This window comes from Streptomyces rishiriensis (assembly GCF_030815485.1).
GTDB lineage: Bacteria > Actinomycetota > Actinomycetes > Streptomycetales > Streptomycetaceae > Streptomyces > Streptomyces rishiriensis_A.
Genome location: NZ_JAUSWV010000002.1, coordinates 5133250 through 5158916, shown reverse-complemented (window position 1 = coordinate 5158916; position 25667 = coordinate 5133250). Strand labels below are relative to the sequence as shown.

The 25667-nt window shown below is 72.1% G+C and carries 24 protein-coding genes; 6 read left to right on the top strand and 18 right to left on the bottom strand.

The features are described from left to right. The first annotated feature begins 62 nt into the window (after positions 1–62). Positions 63–836 (top strand): SDR family NAD(P)-dependent oxidoreductase, encoded by a 774-nt coding sequence (locus tag QF030_RS25600; RefSeq protein ID WP_307164953.1) that lies wholly within the window; start codon positions 63–65, stop codon positions 834–836. 90 nt (positions 837–926) lie between these two features. Next, positions 927–1634, top strand: a complete 708-nt coding sequence (locus QF030_RS25595) for an ester cyclase (RefSeq protein ID WP_307164952.1) — start codon at positions 927–929, stop codon at positions 1632–1634. 103 nt (positions 1635–1737) lie between these two features. Here the strand turns inward: QF030_RS25595 and groL are convergent, their stop codons facing one another. The 4 genes from groL to QF030_RS25575 form a co-directional block, all read right to left on the bottom strand. After that, positions 1738–3363 (bottom strand): chaperonin GroEL, encoded by a 1626-nt coding sequence (gene groL / locus QF030_RS25590; protein WP_307164951.1) that lies wholly within the window; start codon positions 3361–3363, stop codon positions 1738–1740. Positions 3364–3474: 111 nt separating this feature from the next. After that, a complete protein-coding gene (groES, locus tag QF030_RS25585; RefSeq protein ID WP_020132158.1) occupies positions 3475–3783 on the bottom strand; it encodes a co-chaperone GroES in 309 nt (102 codons plus the stop codon). Positions 3784–4168: 385 nt separating this feature from the next. After that, positions 4169–4993: a polysaccharide deacetylase family protein gene (locus QF030_RS25580; RefSeq protein ID WP_373428805.1), complete on the bottom strand. Its 825-nt coding sequence runs from the start codon at positions 4991–4993 to the stop codon at positions 4169–4171. Further along, positions 4990–5979 (bottom strand): polysaccharide deacetylase family protein, encoded by a 990-nt coding sequence (locus QF030_RS25575; protein WP_307164950.1) that lies wholly within the window; start codon positions 5977–5979, stop codon positions 4990–4992. Before QF030_RS25575 ends, QF030_RS25580 begins: the two co-directional genes overlap by 4 nt. 140 nt (positions 5980–6119) lie before the next feature. Here QF030_RS25575 and QF030_RS25570 point away from each other — a divergent pair, with 140 nt between their 5' ends. Further along, positions 6120–7316, top strand: a complete 1197-nt coding sequence (locus QF030_RS25570) for a class I SAM-dependent methyltransferase (RefSeq protein ID WP_307164949.1) — start codon at positions 6120–6122, stop codon at positions 7314–7316. Here QF030_RS25570 and QF030_RS25565 read toward each other — a convergent pair. The 6 genes from QF030_RS25565 to QF030_RS25540 form a co-directional block, all read right to left on the bottom strand. Beyond that, complete coding sequence (locus QF030_RS25565; protein WP_307164948.1) at positions 7294–9345, bottom strand: cell wall-binding repeat-containing protein; 2052 nt, start codon at positions 9343–9345, stop codon at positions 7294–7296. The genes QF030_RS25570 and QF030_RS25565 overlap by 23 nt on opposite strands. 367 nt (positions 9346–9712) lie before the next feature. After that, a complete protein-coding gene (locus tag QF030_RS25560) occupies positions 9713–11050 on the bottom strand; it encodes an RNA polymerase sigma factor (protein ID WP_373428804.1) in 1338 nt (445 codons plus the stop codon). A 79-nt stretch (positions 11051–11129) separates the two neighbouring features. After that, on the bottom strand, positions 11130–11486 hold the full coding sequence (locus tag QF030_RS25555) for a YciI family protein (RefSeq protein ID WP_307164946.1): 357 nt from the start codon (positions 11484–11486) through the stop codon (positions 11130–11132). A gap of 216 nt (positions 11487–11702) precedes the next feature. Further along, positions 11703–12758 carry an LCP family protein gene (locus QF030_RS25550; RefSeq protein WP_307164945.1) on the bottom strand — a complete coding sequence of 352 codons (1056 nt, stop codon included), beginning with the start codon at positions 12756–12758 and terminating at the stop codon, positions 11703–11705. 83 nt (positions 12759–12841) lie between these two features. Next, complete coding sequence (locus QF030_RS25545) at positions 12842–14197, bottom strand: endo-1,4-beta-xylanase (RefSeq protein ID WP_307164944.1); 1356 nt, start codon at positions 14195–14197, stop codon at positions 12842–12844. A gap of 105 nt (positions 14198–14302) precedes the next feature. After that, on the bottom strand, positions 14303–15361 hold the full coding sequence (locus QF030_RS25540; RefSeq protein ID WP_307164943.1) for a LacI family DNA-binding transcriptional regulator: 1059 nt from the start codon (positions 15359–15361) through the stop codon (positions 14303–14305). A 153-nt stretch (positions 15362–15514) separates the two neighbouring features. Here QF030_RS25540 and QF030_RS25535 point away from each other — a divergent pair, with 153 nt between their 5' ends. Continuing rightward, positions 15515–17818: a beta-xylosidase/alpha-l-arabinosidase gene (locus QF030_RS25535; RefSeq protein WP_307164942.1), complete on the top strand. Its 2304-nt coding sequence runs from the start codon at positions 15515–15517 to the stop codon at positions 17816–17818. Between the two features lie 127 nt (positions 17819–17945). Here QF030_RS25535 and QF030_RS25530 read toward each other — a convergent pair whose 3' ends face one another. Genes QF030_RS25530 through tsaB form a run of 4 tightly spaced genes read right to left on the bottom strand, consistent with a single transcriptional unit; the run spans position 17946 to position 20518 of the window. Continuing rightward, positions 17946–18206, bottom strand: coding sequence for a hypothetical protein (locus QF030_RS25530; RefSeq protein ID WP_307164941.1), 261 nt, complete (start codon positions 18204–18206; stop codon positions 17946–17948). After that, on the bottom strand, positions 18203–19300 hold the full coding sequence (tsaD, locus tag QF030_RS25525) for a tRNA (adenosine(37)-N6)-threonylcarbamoyltransferase complex transferase subunit TsaD (protein ID WP_307164940.1): 1098 nt from the start codon (positions 19298–19300) through the stop codon (positions 18203–18205). The genes QF030_RS25530 and tsaD overlap by 4 nt, the downstream gene beginning before the upstream one ends. Further along, the gene (locus QF030_RS25520; protein WP_307167687.1) at positions 19293–19823 is read right to left on the bottom strand and encodes a GNAT family N-acetyltransferase; all 531 of its coding nucleotides are present in this window, start codon (positions 19821–19823) and stop codon (positions 19293–19295) included. The genes tsaD and QF030_RS25520 overlap by 8 nt, the downstream gene beginning before the upstream one ends. 41 nt (positions 19824–19864) lie before the next feature. Continuing rightward, on the bottom strand, positions 19865–20518 hold the full coding sequence (gene tsaB, locus QF030_RS25515) for a tRNA (adenosine(37)-N6)-threonylcarbamoyltransferase complex dimerization subunit type 1 TsaB (protein ID WP_307164939.1): 654 nt from the start codon (positions 20516–20518) through the stop codon (positions 19865–19867). A gap of 111 nt (positions 20519–20629) precedes the next feature. Here tsaB and QF030_RS25510 point away from each other — a divergent pair, with 111 nt between their 5' ends. Together QF030_RS25510 and QF030_RS25505 are read left to right on the top strand one after the other, a co-directional pair. Next, positions 20630–21181 (top strand): hypothetical protein, encoded by a 552-nt coding sequence (locus QF030_RS25510; protein WP_307164938.1) that lies wholly within the window; start codon positions 20630–20632, stop codon positions 21179–21181. A 154-nt stretch (positions 21182–21335) separates the two neighbouring features. After that, positions 21336–21506 carry a hypothetical protein gene (locus QF030_RS25505; protein ID WP_307164937.1) on the top strand — a complete coding sequence of 57 codons (171 nt, stop codon included), beginning with the start codon at positions 21336–21338 and terminating at the stop codon, positions 21504–21506. 79 nt (positions 21507–21585) lie between these two features. Here QF030_RS25505 and tsaE read toward each other — a convergent pair whose 3' ends face one another. From tsaE to QF030_RS25485, 4 genes are all read right to left on the bottom strand, one after another. Continuing rightward, positions 21586–22101, bottom strand: coding sequence for a tRNA (adenosine(37)-N6)-threonylcarbamoyltransferase complex ATPase subunit type 1 TsaE (gene tsaE / locus QF030_RS25500; RefSeq protein ID WP_307167686.1), 516 nt, complete (start codon positions 22099–22101; stop codon positions 21586–21588). Between the two features lie 86 nt (positions 22102–22187). Continuing rightward, complete coding sequence (locus QF030_RS25495; RefSeq protein ID WP_307164936.1) at positions 22188–23426, bottom strand: alpha/beta fold hydrolase; 1239 nt, start codon at positions 23424–23426, stop codon at positions 22188–22190. 55 nt (positions 23427–23481) lie between these two features. After that, positions 23482–24645 carry an alanine racemase gene (gene alr / locus QF030_RS25490; RefSeq protein WP_307164935.1) on the bottom strand — a complete coding sequence of 388 codons (1164 nt, stop codon included), beginning with the start codon at positions 24643–24645 and terminating at the stop codon, positions 23482–23484. A 34-nt stretch (positions 24646–24679) separates the two neighbouring features. Continuing rightward, a complete protein-coding gene (locus QF030_RS25485) occupies positions 24680–25510 on the bottom strand; it encodes a L,D-transpeptidase family protein (protein ID WP_307164934.1) in 831 nt (276 codons plus the stop codon). Between the last annotated feature and the right edge of the window lie 157 nt (positions 25511–25667).

The window sequence follows — 25667 nt, the reverse complement described above, 5'->3', positions numbered from 1 at the left end:
CATCTTCGGGAGGCCGCGTGCAGAGAACGGACGCCCGTACTCCGGGTCACTAATCTTCTGCCATGACAACGGCTCTGATTACGGGTTCGACCGCGGGCATCGGTGCCGCGTTCGCGCGCAGACTGGCCTCGGACGGACATGATCTCGTCCTCGTGGCACGGGACATCAAGCGGCTGCGCGAGCAGGCGACCGAGTTGCACGACCGGCACGGCATCGAGGCTGAGGTGCTGACGGCCGACCTCGCCACGGACGAGGGCATCGAGGCGGTGGCCGCCCGGCTCGGCGACCGCAAGAACCCCGTCGATCTGCTGATCAACAACGCCGGCTTCGGCAACAAGGGCCGCTACCTCGACGTGTCCATGGCGGACGAGCTCAGGATGCTCAAGGTGCACTGCGAGGCGGTGCTGCGGCTGACCTCCGCGGCGACGGCGGCGATGCGCGAGCGCGGGCGCGGGGGTGTCGTCAACGTGGCCTCGGTGGCGGCCTTCGTGCCGCGCGGGACGTACGGGGCGTCCAAGGCGTGGGTCGTGCAGTTCACCCAGGGAGCGGCCAAGGACCTGGCGGGCAGCGGGGTGCGGCTGATGGCCCTGTGCCCCGGGTTCGTGCGCACCGAGTTCCACGAGCGGGCCGGGATGGGCACGGACAACATTCCGGGCTGGATGTGGCTGGACGCGGACAAGCTGGTCGCGGCGGCGCTGCACGACCTGGCCCGCGGGAAGTCGCTGTCGATCCCGGACCCGCGCTACAAGGCGCTGATGGGCCTGGTGAAGGTGACGCCCCGCTCGCTGCTGGGCGGGATCAGCTCGCGGACCGGCCGGAAGTACGGGCCCCAGTAGCGGCCTCGGCGGCGGACGGGTGACGTCGGCGCTCCGGTGGGAAAATGGGCGTGACGGGAGACCGGACCCAGGGGGGCCGGAGGCGGCGGCATGACGTTCGTACAGCTCATCGACTGCAAGACCAGCCGGTTCGACGAGATGGACCGGCTGATGGACACCTGGGTCGAACAGACCAGGGGCAAGCGGACCGCGACGCACGCGGTGGTCGGCAAGGACCGCTCGGACGCGTCGCACTTCATCGAGATCGTGGAGTTCCCTTCGTACGAGGAGGCGATGCGGAACTCGAACCTTCCGGAGACCGACAAGGTCTTCCGGGAGCTGGTGGCCCTGTGCGACGAGATGCCGACGTTCACGGACCTCGACGTCGTACGGGACGAGCAGCTGTACGCCGCGACGGCGCGGCGGTTCTTCGAGACGGTCGGCATGCGGGGTGAACTGCCGCCGCTGGACGGGCTGATGGCCGAGGAGTATCGCGACCACAATCCCGCCAACGAGCAGGACACCGTGGGAATGGACGCGATGCGCCGGGACGTCGGGATGTGGCGGAGCGGCTTCGACTTCGCCTTCTCCGTCGACGACCAGATCGAGCAGGGCGACCGCGTCTGCAACCGGTGGACCTGGCGCGGCACCCACAGGGGCGACTTCATGGGGCTCCCGGCCACCGGAAAGCAAGTCACCATGACCGGCATGACCATCTTCCGGTGCAGGGAGGACGGGAAGATCGTCGAGGCCTGGTGGGAGTACGACCTGCTGGGACTGATGGAGCAACTGGGGGCGCTGGACGCGCTGGAGCAGTAGGGACGCAGAGGCCCGGCGCCCCTTGTCCATGGGGTGCCGGGCCTCTGCCGTGCTCGCGACCTGGGTCAGTGCCTACCGGCCCGGGTCGTACCGACGTACTACGTCAGTGGGAGTGGCCGTGGCTGTGGCCCGCGGCGGCCGGCTCTTCCTCTTCCTTCTTCTCGACGACCAGGGTCTCGGTCGTCAGGAGGAGGGAGGCGATGGAGGCGGCGTTCTCCAGGGCGGAGCGGGTGACCTTGACCGGGTCGATGACGCCGGCCTTGACCAGGTCGCCGTACTCGCCGGTCGCGGCGTTGAAGCCCTGGCCCTTGTCGAGCTCGGCGACCTTGGAGGTGATGACGTAGCCCTCGAGGCCCGCGTTCTCGGCGATCCAGCGCAGCGGCTCGACGACGGCGCGGCGGACGACGGCGACACCGGTCGCCTCGTCGCCGGTCTTGCCGAGGCCGCCCTCCAGCACCTTGGCGGCGTGGACGAGCGCGGAGCCACCACCGGAGACGATGCCCTCCTCGACCGCGGCGCGGGTCGCGGAGATGGCGTCCTCCAGGCGGTGCTTCTTCTCCTTCAGCTCCACCTCGGTGGCGGCGCCGACCTTGATCACGCACACGCCGCCGGCCAGCTTCGCGAGGCGCTCCTGGAGCTTCTCGCGGTCCCAGTCGGAGTCGGTGTTCTCGATCTCGGCCTTGATCTGGCCGACCCGGCCCTGGACCTCGGAGGAGTCGCCGGCACCGTCGACGACCGTGGTGTCGTCCTTGGTGACGGTGACGCGGCGGGCGGAGCCGAGCACGTCGACGCCGACCTGGTCGAGCTTGAGGCCGACCTCTTCGGAGATGACGGTGGCGCCGGTGAGGACGGCCAGGTCCTGGAGCATCGCCTTGCGACGGTCACCGAAGCCGGGGGCCTTCACGGCGACCGCGTTGAAGGTGCCGCGGATCTTGTTCACGACCAGGGTCGACAGGGCCTCGCCCTCGAGGTCCTCGGCGATGATCAGCAGCGGGCGGGAGGAGTTGGTCTGGATGACCTTCTCCAGCAGCGGCAGCAGGTCGGCGATCGAGGAGATCTTGCCCTGGTTGATGAGGATGTAGGGGTCCTCGAGGACGGCCTCCATGCGCTCCTGGTCCGTCACGAAGTACGGCGACAGGTAGCCCTTGTCGAAGGCCATGCCCTCGGTGAAGTCCAGCTCCAGACCGAAGGTGTTGGACTCCTCGACGGTGATGACACCGTCCTTGCCGACCTTGTCCATCGCCTCGGCGATGAGCTCGCCGACCTGCTGGTCCTGGGCGGACAGCGCGGCGACGGCGGCGATGTCGGACTTCTCTTCGATCGGGCGGGCGGTGGCCAGCAGCTCGTCGGAGATGGCCCTGACGGCGGCGTCGATGCCCTTCTTCAGGGCGGCCGGGGAGGCGCCCGCGGCGACGTTCCTCAGACCCTCGCGTACGAGCGCCTGGGCGAGCACGGTGGCGGTGGTCGTACCGTCACCCGCGATGTCGTTGGTCTTGGTCGCCACCTCCTTCACCAGCTGGGCACCGAGGTTCTCGTACGGGTCGTCGAGCTCGACCTCGCGGGCGATCGTGACACCGTCGTTGGTGATGGTGGGGGCGCCGAACTTCTTGTCGATGACGACATTGCGGCCCTTGGGGCCGATCGTCACCTTGACCGTGTCGGCAAGCTTGTTGACGCCGCGCTCGAGGGCGCGACGGGCGTCCTCGTCGAACTTCAGGATCTTCGCCATGGGAGCGGTTCAGCCCTCTCGGAAAACGTGGGAGAAACGAACTGCGCCCCCAGCACCCGGCTTCACAAAGTCGCGGGGCCAGGAGCGCAGTTCACTGCAAAACTGGGTGAATTACTTCTCGATGATCGCGAGCACGTCGCGAGCCGAGAGGACGAGGTACTCCTCGCCGTTGTACTTCACTTCGGTGCCGCCGTACTTGCTGTACAGGACAACGTCGCCGACCTTGACGTCGAGCGGCAGGCGCTCGCCGTTCTCGAAGCGACCCGGGCCCACCGCGAGGACAGCACCCTCCTGGGGCTTCTCCTTCGCGGTGTCCGGGATGACCAGGCCAGAGGCCGTGGTCTGCTCGGCGTCGAGCGGCTGGACCACAATGCGGTCCTCGAGCGGCTTGATGGCAACCTTGGAGCTGGTGGTCGTCACGATCCGACCTCCCCCTTCGGAGATCTCACGGGGCTAACTGTCTGAGGTGGCGACCAGGTGGATCCGTCGTCGCGGGTGCCGGACCTGCCCGTCGCGTGTTGGCACTCTCCAGGGGGGAGTGCCAGCACTGAGACTATGACTGCGATTAGCACTCGGTCAAGCGGAGTGCCAATGCGGCGGCGCGTCGGCCGGTTTTCGGTGGGCCTGAGTGGCCTCCGCCGGCCGGTGCCGGTGTGCACGTCACCGGGTGCTGCCGCCCCCGGGCCCCCCGCTGCCGGCCCCGATGGGCCTCGTCCTCGTCGTCGTCCTCGTCCTCGTCCTCGAACGCCGGACGGGCTGGCGGCTGGAAGAGGGACACCCGGCCGCTCGGGGGCGGGGAGGGCTCTCAGACGTAGTCCTCCAAGCGGCCCACCGTCAGGCCCTGCTCCTGTACCCGTCGCAGCAGGCGCGTCGTCCGTTCCCGTAGGCCCGGGCCCGTCGACTCGTCCGGGGCCACGGCGATGACGTCGCCCGGGTGCAGGCGGTGCGGGCCGTGGGAGTACGTGAGGTCGGTGGACCCCATCGAGGCGCGCCACAGGACGATGGCCGCGATGCCGCAGTCGGCGGCGGCGCGTCGGGTGGTGGTGTCGTAGATGCCGTAGGGCGGGCGGAAGAGGCGGGGGCGCAGGCCGAAGCGGGCGCGGAGCTTGTCCTGCTGGCCGCAGATCTCGGCGCGCTGGCCGGCGTAGGGCAGGCCGCGCAGGGCCGGGTGGTCCAGGGTGTGGTTCTGGATGTTCGCGCCGACGGACCGGAGCCGGGCGAAGTGGGCGTAACCAGGGCCGACCACGCTGTCCGTGAGGAACATGCTCACCGGGAGGCGCAGCTCGCGGACCATGTCGACGAAACGGGGGTCGCGTTCGGCGCCGTCGTCGTAGGTGAGGAAGACGACCCGGTCGGCGGTCGGGACCTGGTCGACGACGGGCGGGAGGGCCGCTCCCGGACTGCCCGCCAGGGAGCGGGCGGGACGGCGCGGCGCGGGCGGCAGGGGCGCCGTCAGGCCCCAGCGGCGGTAGGCGTCCTGTCCGGCCGGGCCGTGCGGGCGGACCCGGGCGGCGGCCTTCTTGCCGAGCCGCTCGATCGGGTCGACGGACTGGGCGCAGCCCGCCAGGCTCGCGAGTGTCGTGAGGGTCGTCAGGATCAGCAGTACGGCCGGCAGCCCCCGCGTCCTCACAGGTAGTCCTCCAGTCGCGCCACCGCGTACCCCTTCGCCGTGACCTTGTTCAGGAACCGGCGGACCATGTCGGGCATCGTGCCCTTCCAGTCGCCGCGGCCGCGGAAGTGGCTCAGCACGATGTCCCCGGGGTGGAGGTCCTGGTCCCACTCCCGGTACTCCCAGTGGTCGACGAAGACCTCCTCGGCCCAGAGCGGGGCGTAGCGCACGCCGCAGGTCTTCGCGGCGCGCAGGGTGTCCTGGTCGTAGTTGCCGAAGGGCGGCCGGAAGAGGGCGGGGCGTTTGCCGTAGCGCTTCTCGATCACGCTCTGCATGCCGCAGATCTCGCGCTTCTGGCGGCTGTAGGAGAGGGCGGGCAGGTAGGGGTGGTGCAGGGTGTGATTGTTCAGCCCCACCCCACGGGCCTGCATCTCCTTGAAGTAGCCGTAGTCGTCCTTGATCAGGTAGTCGCTGAGGAAGGCGGTGTACGGGATCTTCAGCTCGCTCATCATGCGCAGGAACGCCGGATCCTTCTCGGCGCCGTCGTCGAGGGTGAGGAAGACGACCCGGTCCTCGGTCGGGATCGTGGTGAAGACCGGCGGGAGGCCGAGTTCCTCGTGATCGTCCACCTCGAAGCCCTTGCGGGTGGCGATCTCCGGCTTGTGCGCGGGCGGCGCCGGGGGTGTCAACGGGACCTTCTTCAGGCCCCAGCGCTTCGCCGCGGCGACCCGGGCCCGGTGCGCGGCGCGGAGCCTGGCGGCGTACGAGTGCAGGGCGCGGGCCGGCGGCGCCGCGGGGGGCGGCCCCGCCTTCCCGGGCTGCTGGCCCGGCGCGGGGCGGGCGGGGCGGCCGGCGCCCTCGTCGCCTCCCGCGCAGCCCGAGGCGACGGTGGCCAGCGCGAGGACGGCGATCAGGCTCCGGACGCCCGCGCGCCCGCGCACAGGCCCGCGCCGACGCGGCACCTTGGCGCAGCCGCGCTTGTCATCGTTTTGTACGACAGGTCCCATGGCACCGGATCCTCGCAGTCGCCGCCCTGGAACCCGATCCGACACCGCCGCCGCAGACCCACCATCCACCGACTGGCCCAAGGAGACCGGCGGCCGCGGGCGGTGACGGGTGCGGTGCCCGGCTGGTCGACAATGAGGTGGTGAACGACCTTGCTCCCCTCCTCACCGCCGAGGGCCGTGCCCTCCTCGACATGGTGCGTGACACGGCTCCCGCCGATGAACTCGCCGTCGCCACCCGGCTGCGGCGCGAGCACCCCGCCGATCTGGTGTCCGCGGCGATCGGCCAGGCCCGGCTGCGGCAGCGGGCGGTGCCGAAGTTCGGGGCCGACGACGCGGAGCGGATGTTCTTCACGCCGAACGGCGTGGAGCAGTCGACGCGGGCGAGTGTCGCCGGATACCGGGCCGAGCGGATGAAGGCGCTCGGCGTGACCTCGGTCGCCGACCTGTGCTGCGGGATCGGGGGCGACGCGATCGCGCTCGCCCGGGCCGGAATCCGGGTGCTGGCCGTGGACCGCGACCCGGCCACGGCGGAGGTGGCGCGCGCGAACGCCGAGGCGCTGGGACTGGGCGCGCTGATCGAGGTGCGGGAGGCGGACGTCACCGAGGTGGACACCGCGGGCTACGACGCCGTGTTCGTCGACCCGGCGCGCCGGGGAGGCCGCGGGCGCATCTTCGATCCCGAGGCGTACTCCCCTCCCCTGTCGTGGGCGGTCGGCGCCGCCCTCGCCGCCCCGCGCGCCGCCCTGAAGATCGCGCCCGGTGTGCCGCACGAGGCGATCCCGGCGGAGGCCGAGGCCGAGTGGATCTCGGACGGCGGGGACGTGAAGGAGGCGGTGCTGTGGTTCGGCACCGAGCCGGGGGCCGTGCGGGCCACCCTCCTCCCGGGGCCGCGGACGCTGCTGGGCGCCGGGCTGCCCGACCCGGACGTCCGGCCGGTCGGGCGGTATCTGTACGAGCCCGACGGCGCCGTCATCCGCGCCCATCTGGTCGCCGACGTGGCCCGGGACCTCGACGGCGGTCTGATCGACGGGACCATCGCCTACGTCACCGCCGACACCCTGCGCCCGACCCCGTACGCCACCGCCTACGAGATCACCGATCGGCTCCCGTTCAGCGTGAAGCGGCTGAAGGCGCTGCTGCGGGAGCGGGGGGTCGGAATCCTGACCGTGAAGAAGCGGGGATCGGCGGTCGAGCCGGAGGAGCTGCGCAGGAAGGTCCTGCCCAAGGGTCAGGGGCCGAACTCAGCGACCGTGTTCCTGACCCGGGTGGCGGGGGCGCCGACGATGCTCGTCGGGGCCCCCGCCGGGTCGGCCGTTACTGCCGGTGGAGCGTCTTGAGCGATGCCGCGTTCGGCTGGGCGCCGACCGCGCCGGGACGCTGCACGGTGGTGACCGAGGCGTCGCCGTCGGTGCGCGCGGCGAAGGCGCTCGCCGAGGTGCTCGGCGGGATGACGCCGTTGAAGTACGGGTGGTAGTCGACGTAGGCGCTGCCCGCGCCCATCGTGGCACCCACGGTGTTCAGCGCGGCCGGGGAGATCGAGCTGTTGATCCCGAAGGCCGCCGTGAAGTGGACGCTGGCCGTCTCACGCTGGAAGTAGCTGGTGAGTTCGGCCGACGGAGCGGCGGCGCTGGTGGTCCACAGCAGCGGCCCGAAGACGTTCATCGCCGAGGCCGCCGACACGCCGTCGCGCCAGGATCCGGAGTAGGCGAGGCCGGTCTGGCTCGGCGCGGACCACCAGAACAGGGCGATGGCCACCGAGATCGACGGGTCCGTGGTGCCCGAGATCGGGTAGTACGAGTACGTCGAAGGCCAGTGCGAGAAGCTCGAGTGGGTGAGGGCGTACTTCGCCGCCGAACCGACCGTGATGATCATGGTCTTGTCCGGGTTCAGGCTGTTGAGGTACGACTGCACCGACGCCGTCAGCTTGTTGCCGTTGGTGAGCACGACACCGCCCGCGCTCGCGGCGCCGTCGGAGCCGGCCGCGGCCGCCGCCGAGAGGGCCGCCCGGTACTCGGTGCCGCCGGCCAGGAAGACGTACTTCGGGGCGGAGGTGATGGTTCTGGTCACCATCACCGAGGTCGCGTAACGGTCCGCGCCGGTCAGTCGCACGGGGACGTAGCCGAGCGCCTTCACCTGGCTGAGGACCGTGTTGTCGAGTACGGACGTGCTGCCGACCAGGTACACGGGCTTGCCGGGCTTCAGCATCCGCTTCAGCTCGTTCTTCGTCGTCGAGGAGAGCCCGGTCTTCTGGGTCATCAGCACCGGGCCCTCCTTCCGGCCGGCCAGGGCGGGCGCGGTGACGGCGTACGCCGGGTCGTCCTGGTTGACCAGCACCGCGGACTTGGCGTCCATCAGGCCGGGTTCGGTGCGGCCGACGGTGTTCCAGGTCCAGCGGGAGGAGGCGGTGGCGGTGAGGTAGGGGGTGGCGCCCCAGATCCGCGCGGTGCTGTTCTTGCGCAGAGGCTGCCAGCTCGGGTTGCCGACGGAGTTGCTCTGCGTCGCGCCGCTGACCGGGGTCAGCTCGCCGGTCGTCGTGTCGACGTACTCGACGGTGTGCACGTCGTCACTGTTCGGCGAGGTGTGGGCGTCGAAGAGGATCCGCTTGCCGGTGGGCGACCAGGACGGGGCGGCGTACCGGCGCGGGCCGGTGGTGAGCTGCTTGACGTCGGTGCCGTCGGCGTTCGCCGTGAAGATCTGGGGGTTGCCGTCGGTGTCCTCGCGGACGAACGCCAGCTTGGTCCCGTCCGGCGACCAGGCGGGCTGCTCGGCGTCGGCCAGGGCGAGCTGGACCGTGTTCGCGGCGGCGCCGTAGACGTACACGCCCGCATCGGCGTCGCAGCTGCCCGCGCGGCGCTCGAACGCGACCAGACCCTTGACGTTCACGCTCGGTTCGGCGTCGCAGACGGTGGCCGGTTCCAGGTTCGCCGGCAGCAGCGGACCGGGCGCCCACGAGGCGTCGGAGGGGCCGTAGGCGAGCTGGCCGCCGCTGGCGAAGACGACGAAACGGCCGCCGTTCCAGAACGTCAGGTCCTCGTACGGGGCGCTGGAGCGCAGGCCCTGCGCCCAGGGCAGGGTGATCTTCTTGGTGCCGTTGGGCAGCACGCTGGAGATCTGGCCGGACACGCTGACCACGCGGCTTCCGTCCGGCGCCCAGGTGGCGTAACTCCCCACGTTGGGGATCGTGCTGGTGGTGCCGGTGACGGGGTCGATGAGCAACCCGCCGTCGTTGAGGATCTTGCCCTCGGTGCCCGGCCAGGGCCCTGCGTCGTCGGCGACGGCGCCGGGCGCGGTGGCCAGGGCGCCCGCGGCGGCGAGTGCCGCCACGGTGGCGAGCGCCGCGGTACGGCGGCGCGTGAACAGTCTCAAGTTGTCGACCCCCGGGGATCACATGATGTCGTCGGAGCCGCGCGTGGGCCGGGTCGGCGTCGTCCCCCGTCGCCCATTTCCCTCGGCCACACAGTCGTTTCACAGCGGCCGGATCACTCTAGATCGCGCTCGCCACAAAGGGAACGTGTTTACGGCCTACGAACGTTCGAATGGCCGGGGCTTGAGCTTGCGCGAGGACGGACTCGTCAGGTGCGGCTCGGGGTGCGGACCGCGTGCGGTGGGAACCGCGAGCGCGGGCTGCGCCATGGGGACCGTGGGGGTGCGTGCCGCGCGGCGGGAACCGTGAGAGGGCGGGCTGCGCGGCGAGGACGCCAGCGCGGGCTGCGCGGTATGAGGCTGTGGTGCCTCAACCCGGCAGGCAGTCGTCGGCCCGCGCCCGCAGCAGTTCCCGTTCCCGCTCGTTGCCCGTCAGCTCCGCCGCCCGCTCGAACTCGGCCCTCGCCTCCGCCGTCCGGCCCAGCCGCAGCAGAAGGTCGCCGCGGACGCTGGGCAGGAGGTGGTAGTCGCGCAGGGTCGGTTCGGCGACGAGCCGATCGACGATCTCCAGCGCGGGTTCCGGGCCGTCCGCCATCGACACGGCGACCGCGCGGTTGAGTTCGACGACGGGGGACGGGATCCGGGCGACCAGCAGCGCGTACAGGGTGGCGATGGTCCTCCAGTCGGTGTCCTCGTAGGTATGGGCGTGCGCGTGGCACGCCGCCACGGCGGCCTGGAGGGCGTACGGGCCGGGAGCGCCGGTCCCCACGGCGCCTGCCCGGTCGAGGGCGGCGATACCACGGGCGACGAGCATGCGGTTCCAGCGGCGCCGGTCCTGGTCCCTGAGGAGGACGGGCCTGCCGTCGGGGGCGGTGCGGGCGGCCGTGCGGGACGCCTGGAACTCCAGCAGCGAGACCAGGCCGTGCACCTCGGGCTCCTTCGGCATCAGCGCCGCGAGCTGCCGGGCCAGCCGCAGCGCGTCCTCGCACAGCGCCGGGCGCAGCCAGTCGTCGCCGGCGGTGGCCGCGTATCCCTCGTTGAAGATGAGGTAGATGACGTCGAGGACCGAGCCGAGCCGGGCCTCTCGGTCCGGTCCGTACGGCACCTCGAAGGCGATGTTCCTGCCGGCCAGGGTCTTCTTGGCGCGGACGATGCGCTGGGCGACGGTCGGTTCGGGGACCAGGAAGGCGCGGGCGATCTCGGGTGTGGTCAGGCCGCCGAGCAGGCGCAGGGTGAGCGCGATGCGGGCCTCGGCGGACAGCACCGGGTGGCAGGCGGTGAAGACGAGCCTGAGCAGGTCGTCGTCGATGGCGTCCGGGTCGGCGGGCTCCTCCGGCGGGACCGCCGGGTCCAGGCCGCGGCCGATCTCCTGGAGCTTGCGGGCGTAGTTCTCCCGGCGGCGGACCAGGTCGACGGCGCGGTGCCGGGCGGTGGCCGTGAGCCAGGCGCCGGGGTTGTCCGGCACCCCGTCGCGGGGCCACTGCTCCAGGGCGGCCACCAGGGCGTCCTGCGCCAGCTCCTCCGCGATGCCGACGTCCCGGACGACACGGGCGACGGCGGCGATGACCCGAGGGGCCTCGAGCCGGAAGACGGTCTCGATGGCGGCACGCGGGTCCGAGGGACTTCCGGGGTTCGAGGGGCTTCCGGGGTTCGAGGGGCTTCGGGGGGCCGAGGGGCTTCGGGGGGCCGAGGCGGGCTGTTGTTCCACAGCCCACCATCGAACACCCCGGCAGTCGTTCAGGCCAAGGAGGCCCAGCCCACCGCGAGGGTCCGGCCTCTCGAGCGGCTCAGCCCTCCGCGATCTCCCGCACCTCGCAGGTCACCGTCCAGTGCTCCTCGTGCGCCTTCAGGAACCTCTTGGTCCACTCGACGGCCTCGGCCATATCCTTGCACTGCATGAGCGCGTAGCCGCCGACGACCTCCTTGGACTCGGTGAAGGGGCCGTCGGTGAGGGAGAGTTTCCCGCCCTCCCAGTGCGCGCGGACACCCTGCGCGGACGGCGTGAGCCCGGCGGTGTCGAGCATGACGCCGGCCTTGGTGACCTCCTCGATCAGCTCGCCCATCCGCTGCATCAGCTCGGGGCTGGGGCCCTCGGCGGGGGCGGTGGCCTCGTCGATCTTCACGAGCGACAGGTAGCGGGGCATGGTGACTCCTCGGGTGCGGTGAGCCGGGTCCCTCCCGGCCTCTCATCCCTTCGTCGAACGGGGGACGACCGGATCGACACCGTCGCCGGATTTTTTCCCGGGAACTTTTCCGTCCGGTGTTTCCGCAGCTCACGCCCACCGCGAGCAGCGCGGCCGCGACCCGGCAGGCTGCGAACTGTCCGTCGGTCGGCCCCGGCCCCCGCCGCCCTGGCCACGTCACCTCAGCGACGCCCACAGCTCGCTCGCCGCCGGTTCCTGTGCCACCACCCGGTTGGGGTCGGAAGGGGCTGCCACCACGGGCATGGTCACCGTCTCGAGACGGGCGGCCGAGAGGCCCTTCAGGCTCTGGCCGAGCTCCATCAGCGCGGCGAGGGAGTCGAGGCCGGTGTCCGTCGTGAGGCTGCCGGTGACCGCGTCGGCGACCGTGTACAGCCGGGTGGGGCTGGTCAGCAGGTCGGTCGAGGCGATCTGCTCCAGCAGGGCCTTCACCAGCGTCTGCTGGAGGCCGATGCGACCGAGGTCGCTGCCGTCGCCTATGCCGTGCCGGGTGCGGGCCAGGGCGAGCGCCCGGGTGCCGTCCAGGTGGTGGGTGCCGGCCGCGAGGTGCAGGTGGCTGTCGTCGTCGTCGATGTCCTCGTCGGTGGTGACGGTGACCCCGCCGAGCGCGTCGACGAGCTTCGCGAAGCCCGAGAAGTCCACCTCGATGTAGTGGTCCATACGGACGTCGGTGAGGGACTCGACCGTCTTGACGGCGCAGACGGGACCGCCGACCGAGTAGGCGGTGTTGAACATCGCGCCGTACGCCACCGCCGTCGAGCCGCCGTCGGACAGCGGGCAGGAGGGGCGGGTGACGAGGGTGTCGCGCGGGATGCTGACGACGGTGGCCGTCGTCCGGCCCGCGTCGATGTGCACGACCATCGCGGTGTCGGAACGGGCGCCCGAGCTGTCGCCGCCGCCGAGCGCCTGGTTCTCCTCGCCGCTGCGCGAGTCCGAGCCGAGCACCAGGATGTTCACCGCCTCGGTGGGCAGCGGGGAGGCGGACGCCGAGCCGGACGGGGCCGGGGTCGTGACCGCCTTCGCGGGGCGGTTGTCGCCGAGCGCGTTGTCGATGTCGACGCTCTTGATGTTGTCGTCGAGGTGCCAGTAGGCCCAGCCCGCCGTCCCGATGCCCAGCACCAGGGCGGCGGCCAGCGCGAGACCGGCGGCCTTCAGCACTCTCGGCCGCCGGCCCGTCCGTCTGCCGGCGTCGTCCTGCTCCTCGTGTCGCGTCACGCACAGGAACGTAAGTCCGAATTATGAGCGGACTGTTAGGACGAGCGCCCCACGGCGAACTTCTTGTGGAAATCTCACGTTCCTCAGCCCAGCGTCACCGTCGGCACCGGATTGCTGCCGCTCCACCCGGCGTTGAACCCGAAGCTCACCGAACCCCCGTCCGGCACGGAGCCGTTGTACGAGGCGTTCACGCACGTCACGGCCGTCCCCGCCTGGGTGCAGCCGGCGTTCCAGGCCTGGGTGATCTGCTGGCCCGCGCCGTACGTCCAGGTCACCTTCCAGGAGGAGAGCGAAGCGCCCGAGCAGGAGATCGTCACGTTCCCGGTGAATCCGGTGTTCCACTGGCTGCCCACGCTGTACGCCGCCGTGCAGGCGCCGGTCGGCGGAGGTGTCGTCGTGCCGCCCAGCGCCTCCGCGATGCCGTAGTACGCCGGTTTCGGGGCGTAGTTCGCGTCGTACGGCGTCGCCGCCCCCTGTCCCGGGAAGGTGCTCTCCACCCAGGAGTCGGAGTCGGTGAAGCCCCACACGGTGAGGTTCACGCAGCGCGTCACCGCCACGCAGGCCGCGGTGACCGCCTTGTAGTCCGCCTTCTGCTGGGCCAGTTCGGCGCTGTCGGACGGGAGCGTCATCCGGATGTCCAGCTCGGTGATGGCCACGTCGACGCCGAGGTCGGCGAAGCGCTGGATGTTCTGCTGGAGGGTGGCGGGGACCTGACCGAGGATCAGGTGGGCCTGGAGGCCGACCCCGTCGATCGGTACCCCTCGCTCCTTCAGTGACTTGACCAGGTTGTAGAGGGCGGTGCTCTTCGCGTTGACGCCCTCGACGTTGTAGTCGTTGATGTACAGCTTGGCGGCCGGGTCGGCGGCCCGCGCCCAGGTCAGCGCGTTGGCGATGTAGTCCGCGCCGAGGCCGTTGTACCAGAGGGCCGAGCGGTAGGTGCCGTCCTCGTTGAAGGGCTCGTTGACGACGTCCCAGGCCGCGATCTTGCCCTTGTACCGGCCGACCTCGGTGTCGATGTGGTTGTGGAGCAGGGTGGTCAGCTGGGCGGACGTCCAGCTGCCGTTGGTCAGCCAGTTCGGGTTCTGGCTGTGCCAGACCAGGGTGTGGCCGCGCACCTGCTGGTCGTGGGCCTGCGCGAAGGCCACGATCTGGTCGGCCTCCGCCCAGTTGAAGGAGCCCTGGGTCGGCTCCACCGAGCCCCACTTCATGGCGTTGCCGGGGGTCAGCGAGCCGAACTGCGCCCCGGCGATGTCGCCGTAGGTGCCGGTGAGTTTGGAGCCGGTGACCGCCGTGCCGACGACCTTGCCCTTGGCCGCCCCGAGCTCGCGCAGCGGGGTGTCGGCGGCGTGCGCCACTCCGCTCAGAAGGGCGCCGACGGTGGCCGCCCCGGCGACCAGCGCGGCGAGACGTGCACATAGCGACGGACTGGAGGATCTCATTGCGGGTGCCTCCGAAAGTTTCGGTCGTGCAACCGATTGACTTCGGAGGAGTGTGGAGGTGTCCGCCACACCCGTCAATACGTCAACTTCCGGCCACTCGCGTTCCTACCGGGCGGGCGGCGGCCCCGTGCTCGTGCGCACCACCAGACTCGTCGCCAGCTCCACGCGCGTCGCCGTCGGTGCCTCCCGGGACGCGGCGCGCCCCAGCTCCAGCACCAGCCGCGCCGCCGCCTCGGCCATCTCCGTGAGCGGCTGCCGTACGGTCGTCAGCGGCGGGCCCACCCAGCGGGCCACCGGCAGGTCGTCGAAGCCGACCACGCTCACGTCCTCCGGGATGCGCAGTCCCAGCTCACGGGCCGCCTCGTAGAAGCCGAGCGCCTGGAGGTCGTTGCCCGCGAAGACGGCGGTGGGCCGGTCCGGGCGCTCGAGGAGCTCACGGCCGAGCCGGTAGCCGGTCTCGTGGTGGAAGTCGCCGGTCTTGATCAGCTGCTGGTCGACGGGGAGCCCGGCCGTCTCCAGCGCGGCACGGTAGCCGTCGATCCGGGCGCGGCTGCACATCATCTGCGGCGGGCCGCTGATCGCCCCGATCCGCCGGTGCCCCAGCTCGACCAGGTGCCGGGTCGCGGCGAGGCCGCCCTGCCAGTTGGTGGCCCCGATGGACGGCACGTCGGCGCCCGGGTCGCCGGCCGGGTCCATCACCACGAAGGGGATGGACCGGCTGGTCAGCAGTGCCCGCTGGGACTCGTCGAGTCCGGAGAGGACCAGCACGACACCGTGCGGACGGCGGGCCGCGACCTGGTCGGCCCAGGTCCGGCCGGGCGTGAGCCGTCCGGCGCTCTCGCTCAGCACGACACTCAGCCCGGCGTCCCGCGCCACGTTCTCGACGCCCCGGATGACCTCCATCGCCCAGGCGCTCTCCAGTTCGTGGAAGACCAGATCGATCAGGGGGGAGCGGGTCGCCTCGGCGCGGCGGCGGCGGTAGCCGTGGGCGCGCAGCAGTTCCTCGACGCGGGTACGGGTCGCGGGGGCGACGTCGGCGCGGCCGTTGAGGACCTTCGAAACAGTCGGCGCCGATACGCCGGCCTCGCGGGCGATCTCCGCGAGCGTCGCAGTCTGCGTCGGCCGCGCTTCTGTCCGCGTTTCCACGGGGTCCGAGGGTGTCATGGCGGCGATCGTATCGCCACGCGACCTCTTGACGAACCTATTGTGACGCCATAGGTTCCCGGAACATTCGAAGTAATGCTCGAAACATTCGTTCGCCTCGTTGTCCGCACCGACTGTCCACCTGGTGGCTCACCGACCTCTGACAGGAGTTTCATGACCACCGCCCCCTGGCGTGACCCCGCCCTGCCCGCCGCCGCCCGTGTCGACGACCTCCTCTCCCGGATGACCCTGGAGGAGAAGACCGCCCAGCTGTACGGCGTGTGGGTCGGCGCCGCGACGGACGGCGACGGAGTCGCCCCGCACCAGCACGACATGACCGCCGACTACGACTGGGACGAGCTGATCACCCGGGGGCTCGGCCAGCTGACCCGGTCCTTCGGCACCGCGCCCGTGGACCCCGCGCTCGGCGCCCGCGCCCTGGCCCTCGCCCAGCGGCGGATCGCCGCGGCCGGCCGCTTCGGCATCCCGGCCGTCGCCCACGAGGAGTGCCTGGCCGGCTTCACCGCCTGGCGGGCCACCGCCTATCCGGTCCCGCTCGCCTGGGGCGCCGCCTTCGACCCGCCGCTGGTGGAGGAGATGGGCCGGGCGATCGGCCGCGACCTGCGCGCGGTCGGCGTCCACCAGGGCCTCGCCCCCGTCCTGGACGTCGTCCGGGATCCGCGCTGGGGCCGCGTCGAGGAGACGATCGGCGAGGACCCGTATCTGGTCGGCACGATCGGCACGGCCTACGTCCGCGGGCTCGAGTCCGCCGGGATCGTCGCCACCCTCAAGCACTTCGCGGGGTACGCCTCCTCGGCGGGCGCCCGCAACCTGGCCCCGGTGCGGGCGGGCACCCGGGAGTTCGCCGATGTGACCCTGCCCCCCTTCGAGATGGCGCTGCGCGAGGGCGGCGCCCGCTCGGTGATGGCGGCCTACACCGAACGCGACGGCGTCCCGGCCTCCGCCGACCCCGAGCTGCTGACCCGGCTCCTGCGGGAGGAGTGGGGCTTCACCGGCACGGTCGTCGCCGACTACTTCGGCATCGGCTTCCTCCAGACCCTGCACCGGGTCGCCGGCACCCCCACGGAGGCGGCCCACCTCGCCCTGGCGGCCGGCATCGACGTCGAGCTGCCCACCGTCAAGTACTACGGCGAGGCACTGGTCGCCGCCGTACGCGCCGGCGAGCTCCCCGAGGAGCTGATCGACCGGGCCGCCCACCGCGTCCTGCTCCAGAAGTGCGAACTGGGGCTGCTGGACGAGGACTGGCAGCCGCCGAGCCCCGAGTCGGTCGACCTCGACCCGGCGGCCAACCGCGCCCTGGCCCGCCGGCTGGCGGAGGAGTCGGTGGTCCTGCTGGACAACCCCGACGGGCTGCTCCCCCTCGCCCCCGACACCCGCATCGCCGTGGTGGGCCCGCGGGCGGCCGACGCGCTGGCGATGCTGGGCTGCTACTCCTTCCCGTCCCATGTCCTCACGCACCACCCGGAGGTGGACCTGGGCATCGAGATCCCCACCGTGCTGGAGTCCCTGCGGGCCGAGCTCCCGGACGCCAAAGTCACCTTCACCGAAGGGTGCGGAGTCTCGGACCCGGACCCGTCCGGCTTCACCGAGGCCATCGCCCGCGCCGCCGAGGCGGACGTCTGCGTGGCCGTCCTGGGCGACCGGGCGGGCCTGTTCGGCCGGGGCACCTCCGGCGAGGGCTGCGACGTGGCCGACCTCAGCCTGCCCGGTGTCCAGGGCGCACTGCTGGACGCGCTGGTCGCGACGGGCGTCCCGGTCGTCCTCGTCCTGCTCACCGGCCGCCCGTACGCGCTCGGCCGCTGGCACGGGCGGCTGGGAGCGGTCGTCCAGGCGTTCTTCCCCGGCGAGGAGGGCGGTCCCGCGGTGGCCGGGGTGCTCTCGGGCCGGGTGAACCCCTCGGGCCGCCTTCCGGTGAGCGTGCCGCAGGTGCCGGGCGGCCAGCCCTGGACCTATCTCCAGCCGCCGCTGGGCCTGGCGGGCGAGGTCAGCAACCTGGACCCGACCCCGCTGTACCCGTTCGGACACGGGTGCTCCTACACGCAGTTCGCGTGGGAGGACTTCTCCGGCCCGGACGCGGAGATCGGCACGGACGGCTCGTACGACCTGTCCGTCACGGTCCGCAACACCGGCGACCGGGCGGGCGCGGAGGTCGTGCAGCTGTATCTGCACGACCCGGTGGCGAGCGTGACCCGTCCCGACGTACGGCTGATCGGCTACCAGCGGCTCGAGCTGGCGGCGGGCGGCGCGGCCCGGGTGGCCTTCCGCTTCCACGCCGACCTGTCGGCGTTCACCGACCGCGCGGGACGCCGGGTGGTCGAACCCGGGGACCTGGAGCTGCGGTTGGGGGCCTCCAGCGGACAGGTGCGGGAGGTGGCCCGGGTACGGCTCACCGGACCGGTGCGCGAGGTGGGGGCGGAGCGTCGGCTGCGCTGTGAGGCGGACGTCCTGCCGGACTGACGTGCTCGCGGGCGGCGTCGGCCGGTGGGACCGGACGCGGTGGAGCAGCGCCTTCTCACGCCGCCCAGCCGCCCCGGGACGCCTTGAGGCCCCGCGCCGCTCGTCTTCGTGGGCGAGGCGCCGCCGCTCACGTCGGGTCCGGCACCGGCTCGAACCGCCACCGGTGCACCGCCCGGCTGACCAAGGTCTCGTCGGGATCGGGGAGTTCGGGGAGGACGGCGTCGTAGTCGGCGTCCCACCAGGTGATGACCAGCACCCGGTCCTGGGGGGCGCGGAAAATCTCCCGGCGCACGGGCCCGGGCGCGAGTTCCTGCGCCCGCGCCCAGGCGAGCAGTTCCTCGCCCCGGCCGGTGACCGCCCGGGCCTCCCACATCAGGGCGACCGTCATGAGTAGAGGTTGCCCTCGCCGACCTCGTGCACGTGGTCGTGGTCGTGCGGCCGGCCCGGCACATGCGGCTCGGTCACCGGCAGCGAGGAGTCCGCCGACAGGTCCCAGCCGGACGCGGCGCGCCCCCGGGCCACCATCTCCGCGCCCAGGGCGGCCACCATCGCGCCGTTGTCCGTGCACAGTTTGGGGCGCGGGACGCGCAGCCGGATACCGGCCGCCTCGCAACGCTCCTGGGCCAGGGCCCGCAACCGGGTGTTCGCGGCCACGCCGCCGCCGATCATCAGGTGGTCGACGCCCTCGTCGCGGCACGCCCGTACGGCCTTACGGGTCAGGACGTCCACGACCGCCTCCTGGAAGGAGGCCGCCACGTCCCGGACCGGCACCTCCTCGCCCGCCGCCCGCTTGGCCTCGATCCAGCGGGCGACCGCCGTCTTCAGCCCGGAGAAGGAGAAGTCGTACACCGGGTCGCGCGGGCCGGTCAGGCCGCGTGGGAACGCGATCGCCGACGGGTCGCCCTCGCGCGCGTAGCGGTCGATGACCGGGCCGCCCGGGAAGCCCAGGTTCAGCACCCGGGCGATCTTGTCGAAGGCCTCGCCCGCCGCGTCGTCGATGGTCGCGCCCATCGGACGGACGTCGGAGGTGATGTCGGTGGACAGCAGCAGGGACGAGTGGCCGCCGGACACCAGCAGCGCCATCGTCGGCTCGGGCAGCGCGCCGTGCTCCAGCTGGTCCACGCAGATGTGGGAGGCGAGGTGGTTCACGCCGTAGAGGGGCTTGCCGAGGGCGTACGCGTACGCCTTCGCCGCGGAGACGCCGACCAGCAGGGCGCCGGCGAGACCGGGACCGGCGGTGACCGCGATGCCGTCGAGGTCCCTGGGGCTCACCCCCGCTTCCTTCAGCGCCCGCTCGATGGTCGGGACCATCGCCTCGAGGTGGGCCCGCGACGCCACTTCCGGCACGACCCCGCCGAAGCGGGCGTGCTCGTCGACGCTGGAGGCGATCGCGTCCGCCAGCAGGGTCGTGCCGCGCACGACGCCGACGCCGGTCTCGTCGCAGGAGGTCTCGATCCCCAGAACCAGGGGTTCGTCAGCCATTGTTCTCGGTTTCCTGTGTCCCTTGTACCGGGGTCGGTACTGATGTCGATGGATCGGTCAGCCGCATCACCAGGGCGTCCACGTTCCCCGGCTGGTAGTAGCCGCGCCGGAAGCCGATGGCCTCGAAGCCGAAGCGTTCGTAGAGCTTCTGGGCGCGCACGTTGTCGATGCGGCACTCCAGCATGACCTCGGCGCACTCGAAGGCGGTCGCCGCGCGCAGCAGCTCCGTCAGCAGGCGGCCGCCGAGCCCGGTGCCCCAGTGACCGCGGGCCACGGCGATGGTCTGGACGTCGGCGACCGCGGCGAAGCCGCTGTCGGACCCCGTGCCGGCCGCGGCCAGGCCCGCGTACCCGACGATCCGCTCGCCGTCGGGCGTGGTGTCGACCGCGACGAGATACCGCCGGGTCGCGTCGGGGCCGCGCGCATGGGCCAGGTCGGACCAGAACATGCCCCGTGACCAGGCGTCCTCAGGGAAGAGGTCCTTCTCCAGCTCCAGCACGGGTTCGATGTCCCACCAGCGCATCTCACGCAGCACGGGTCGGCCGGCCGGGTCGGCGGTTCCGGTCACTTGGGGGTGACCACCTTGTAGTTCTTCGGCACCTGGGCGTCCGGTCGGCGCAGGTACAGCGGGCGCGGGGCCGGCAGTTCCTCGCCGCGGGCGAGCCGCTCGGCGGCGAGCGAGGCGAGGGCGGCGGCGGAGACGTGCTCCGGCTCGTGCGCCTCGGGGAAGGTGTCCGGGTACAGCAGCGCGCCCGCGCCGACGGACGGCAGCCCGGCCACCGCGTCGGCGATGTCGGCGGGCCGGTCCACCGCGGGGTCCGAGACCCGGGTCCGGGAGTCGGCGTAGCGGGCCCAGTAGACCTCCTTGCGGCGGGCGTCGGTCGCCACGACGAAGGGGCCCCGCAGGTCGGACGCGTAGGCCAGGCCGTCGAGCGTGCACAGGCCGTGTACCGGGACGCCGAGCGCGAGCCCGAAGGTGTCGGCGGTCATCAGGCCGACTCTCAGCCCGGTGTAGGGGCCGGGGCCGATGCCGACGACGATCCCGGTGACGGCGTCGAGACCGCGCCCGGCCCCGGCGAGCAGCCGGTCGACGGCCGGCAGCAGCAACTCGCCGTGGCGGCGCGCGTCGACCTGACTCGAGGAGGCGATGACGTCCGTGCCGTCGTGCAGCGCGACGGTGACGGCGGGGGTGGCGGTATCCAGAGCGAGCAAGAGCACGCAAACAGCCTACGGCTCCCGTGCCCCGGACAGGGCCGCGCCGGTCGGAGGCGTGATGACTGCTAACGTCGCCGCGAAACGTGACGTACGGGACAGACTGGGTGGTCGCCGATGCCAAGCAACAGCTCGACTTTCGTCGCCGGGCTCACCTCGGCGGCCCTGGCGACGGTCGCGTTCCTCACCTTCCAGGCGTCGGCGAACGCGCCCGCCGACCTGAGCCGGCCGCAGCGCAGCGGAGCCCCCGCGAAGGCGGTGAAGGCGCCCCGGGACAAGCACCACCCCGCAGCGCTGCCGGCCGATTCGGGCGTCGGGGCGCGGGTCGTGTACTCGCTGGACGACGACCGGGTGTGGCTGGTCCGGTCGGACGGCGGGGTCGGACGGACGTTCAAGGTGGCTCCCGGCAGCGTGGACCCGCTCCCGGGCAACTACGCCGTCACCTCCCGGGCGGGTGCCGTCACCGGCACCGACGGCACCCCCATCGAGCACGTCGTGCGCTTCGCGACCGTGAACAACGTGACGATCGGCTTCAGCGCGGCCCTGGACGGCTCGCTGCCCGAGCCCGACCCCACGGTGAAGACGGGAGGCATCCGGCAGACCGTCGCGGACGGCGACGCCATGTGGGACTTCGCGACGATCGGACAGCCCGTCGTCGTGATCCCGTAGCCGCACGCCGGGGCCGGCCCCCGGGTATCTCGTGAACGTTCCGACGAGACGTCGGCAAAATGTTGCGTCGGGTGTCTTGTGCGTGGTCACATGGTATCAACTTCGTAGTTAGGTCTACCTAACCACGCCCGCCCCCGAACCTCAGGAGGCGTCCATGTCGGTCACCGAACCCAAGGGCCGGCCCTCTCGGCCGTTCACGCTCGCCGGTGTGTCCATGCGCGATCTGCTGGCCTCCTGCGCGGCCGCGGAAGCCGTCTCGACACCTCCGCGGCTGCCCGACCCGGCACTCACGGAGCGCCCGGTGGCGCGCCCCAAGGCGGCGTGAGCGCCGCACCGTCGCCCACACGCCGACGCCCTTGCGGCCGACCGCACGCCGACCATGCCGACGGGCCGGGTGAGGGCGGTCAGCCGGACAGGACCGACAGCACGCCGAGGTCCGCCGAGGTCCAGCGATCGCCGAGCCCCGTCACCGTGACGTGCCGCACCTCGTCGGTGGTGTCGCCGACGGCCCGGTGGATGAGGACCTGGAGCCGGTCGTCGGTCAGCTCCTCGACCTTGCCCTCGCCCCATTCCACGACGATCACCGACGCGGGCAGCGACACGTCGAGGTCGAGGTCCTCCATCTCGTCGAGCCCGCCGCCCAGGCGGTACGCGTCGACGTGGACGAGCGGTGGACCGTCCCCGAGCGAGGGGTGCACACGGGCGATCACGAACGTCGGCGAGGTGACGGCGCCGCGGACGCCGAGCCCGGCGCCGAGCCCGCGGGTGAGCGTCGTCTTGCCCGCGCCGAGTTCTCCGCTGAGCATCACCAGATCACCCGCCCGCAACAGCCCGGCGAGCCGGCGGCCCAGCTCACCCATCTGTTCGGGGGAGTCGATGCGCAGCTGGACGGACCGGCGTGATGCCGTGTTCTCTTCCATCATCACTCACTCGCAGTAGTACACTGATCACACCCCGCAAGGGGTCGGTTCGGCTGGACCGCGTCGAAGGCCGGAAGCCACCTCCGTCAGGAGGAGGCGGAGTCACAGCCGTTCACGGTAGCCGGGTTCGGTATCGCCCCTGTGCGGGCGAGCAGATCGGCGAGGCGGTCGGTGACCACTTCCGGGTGCTCCAGCATGACGAGGTGCCCCGCATCCGGCACCAGGACCAGTTCCGCGCCCGGCAGGGCGTCCGCGATCGCCTCACTGTGCTCGCTCGGTGTGACCAGGTCCCCGATCCCGGCGAGCACCAGCACCGGCATGTCGGTGAAACAGGCCAGCGCCTCGGTCTTGTCGTGATCCGTGAACGCCGGGTAGAACTCGGCGACCACGTCGATCGGCGTTCCCTCGATCATCCGCTCGGCGAACCGCGCCACCGCCGGATCCACGTCCCGCGACGCGAACGAGTACCGCTTGATGATCCCGGCGAACAGATCGGCGGTGGCCCGCCGCCCCTTCTCCACCAGGGCCGCCTGCTGTCCCAGTGCCTTCAGCACCCCCGGCAGCACCCGCCGCACCGCGTTCACTCCCGCGACCGGCAGCCCGAAGTTGACTTCGCCGAGCCGCCCCGACGAGGTACCGACGAAGGCGGTGGCGACGACCCGCTCACGGATCAGCTCGGGGTACAGCGCGGCCAGGGCCATCACCGTCATCCCGCCCATGGAGTGTCCGACGAGCACGATCGGCCCCTCCGGCACGGCCGCGTCGATCACCGCCCTCAGATCGCGCCCCAGCTGATCGATGGTGAGCGGCTCGCCGTTTCGTATCTGGGCGTTGCCGCGCCCGGACCGGCCGTGACTGCGCTGGTCCCAGTACACGGTCCGTACGACACCTCGCAGGGCCGCCCGCTGGAAGTGCCAGGAGTCCTGGTTGAGGCAGTAGCCGTGGCTGAATACGACCGTGACGGGGAGCGGGGCCCTGCGCCCGAAGAGCCTGCGCCGCCGGTTCGCAGGTCCGCCCTGCGGCTCGACGTCGTCGACCTCGTAGTACAGCTCGGTGCCGTCGTCGGCGTACGCCTTGTCGGGGGTGCCGCGCAGCGCGCCGTACGGTCCCGTCGAGTCGAGGGCGAGCCGGGCCTTCGCCCGCATGCCGCGCCCCACGGTCATCCGCTCCAGGGCGACACCCGCCGCGGCGCCCGCGGCGATCACGCCTATCGCGGCGCCGGCGACGCCGGTCGCCCGGCGCCACCCTCCGGCCGCCCCCGCGGCGGATGCGGCGACGACCGCCGAGGCGGCGCCCGCCACCGCCTCAGCGCTGCTCTCGCTCACGTACCGCTCCTCTTTGGCCGATGCTCGTGTACTGACTGCGGGTTACCCGCGTTGGTCACTCATTCACATAGACGCGAGGAACGCGCGCACCGATGCGCGTGACGATCTCGTACCCGATGGTTCCGGCCGCCTGGGCCCAGTCCTGTGCCGTGGGCTCACCGCGGTCGCCGGGTCCGAAGAGGACCGCTTCCGCGCCCGGGCCGGGCTCGTCGCCGCCGAGGTCGACGACGAACTGGTCCATGGCGATCCGTCCGGCCGCCGTACGCCACTTGCCGGCGACCAGCACCGGTCCGCTGCCGGAGGCGTGCCGGGGAACGCCGTCCGCATAGCCGAGGGGCACCAGCCCCAGGGTCGTCTCGCCCGGGGTCACGTAGTGGTGGCCGTAGCTCACGCCGTGGCCGCCCGGGACGTGCTTCACCAGGGCCAGCGAGGCCGCGAGGGTCATCACCGGGCGCAGCCCGAAGTCGGCCGCGGACCCCAGCTCGGGGCTGGGCGACAGGCCGTACATCGCGATGCCCGGGCGGACCAGGTCGAAGTGGGTCTCAGGGAGTGTGAGCGCGGCCGGGGAGTTGGCGATGTGCCGCACCTCGGGCCGCACGCCCTGCCGCTCGGCGTACGCCACCATCTCGTGGAAGCGGTCGAGCTGGAGGGCGATGGAGGGATGCCCGGGCTCGTCGGCGCAGGCGAAGTGCGACCACAGCCCGGTGACCCGGAGCAGCCCCTCGCCCTCGGCCCGCAGCGCCTCGCCCACCAGCTCGGGCCAGTCGGCGGGCTGGCAGCCGTTGCGCCCGAGCCCGGTGTCGGCCTTGAGCTGCACGCGGGCGGCCCGCCCGGCGGCCCGTGCCCCCTCGACGGCCTCCCGCAGCGCCCAGAGTGCGCTCACCGACACGTCGATGCCGGCCTCGACCGCCTCCCGCCAGGGCCCGCCCGGCGTCCACAGCCAGCACATGATCCTGACGTCCGCCGGCAGCCCGCCCGCCGCGCGCAGCGCCAGCGCCTCCTCGGGCGTCGCGGTGCCCACCCAGCGGGCGCCGGCCTCGACCGCGGCACGCGCACAGGGGACGGCCCCGTGCCCGTAGCCGTCGGCCTTCACCACGGCCATGAACTCCGCGCCGGGCGCTTTGGCGCGCAGCGTACGCACGTTGGCCCGCAGCGCGGCCAGGTCGATCTCGGCACGCGCGCGCGAGGGGGTGGCGGGCGGCTCGGCAGTCTCACTCATCGTGCCCAGTGTCTCAGAGCACCTGGACGGCCCCCTAGGTACCGGGCCGGTGCCCCCAGACGTAGACCCGGTCGCCCTGCTTCAGCACGCCCCACAGCCTGCGCGCGTCACCGACCGTGAGATTGACGCAGCCCATGGAACCGATGGTGGTGTGGATGCTGCCGTAGACGGCGTGGAAGGCCTGGCCGCCGTCGAAGAACTGCGCATAGGGCATCGGGGCGTTGTAGAGCGTGGAGACATGGTTCTTGTGCCGCCAGTAGATGGTGTGCCACCCCTTGCGGGTCGGGTGCACGACCCGCCCGCTGCGCATCGGCACGGGCCCGAAGAGGACCTTCGTCCCCTTCTGCACCCAGGTCAGCTGCCGGTCCAGATCGACGCAGGCGACCCGGTGGGTCCGCACCGGGCACTTCTTCCGGGCGTTGGGGTTCTTCCGCGCCGCGATGAGCTGCATCCGCGCCCAGGTGACGGGCCCGGCGAACCCGATCGCGGGCTCGATCCGCTGCTGCCGCTGAAAGGCCCGGATCGCCTTGCAGTCGGCGGCGGACTGCTTCCCGTCGACCGGCAGCTTGAGCCACCGCTCGACCGCCCGCTGGTACGGCCCGGTCCGCTTGCTGCAGGCGACCCGGGTCATCACCTCGTCCAGCGGCACGTACTCGACCAGCGCGTACGTCCCTTCCACCGCGTCGCGCGGCTCGACGGCGTCCTCGGCGGCGGTGGGCGCGTACACCCTCGGCGCGAGCGCCTGGTCGGGCGTGTCGACCTCCCAGGACGGAGGCGACGGAGGAGGAGCGGCCCGAGCGGGCGTCCCCAGGGGAAGCAGCGCGGCGGCGGCGAGCAACAGAGCCACGGTTCGTGTGCTGAACATCCGATCAGACAAGCGCGCCACCTCGGGCGCCCGTGGCTGCCGCGCGGCGGCTTCACCCTTTCAGCGGGGGTATTGCCAGTCCGTCCGGCGTGTGAGGACGAGACCGTCCCGGCCGAAAGGGGGCCCGGGCAGCCCCTGGGGACGGACTTGGGGGCGG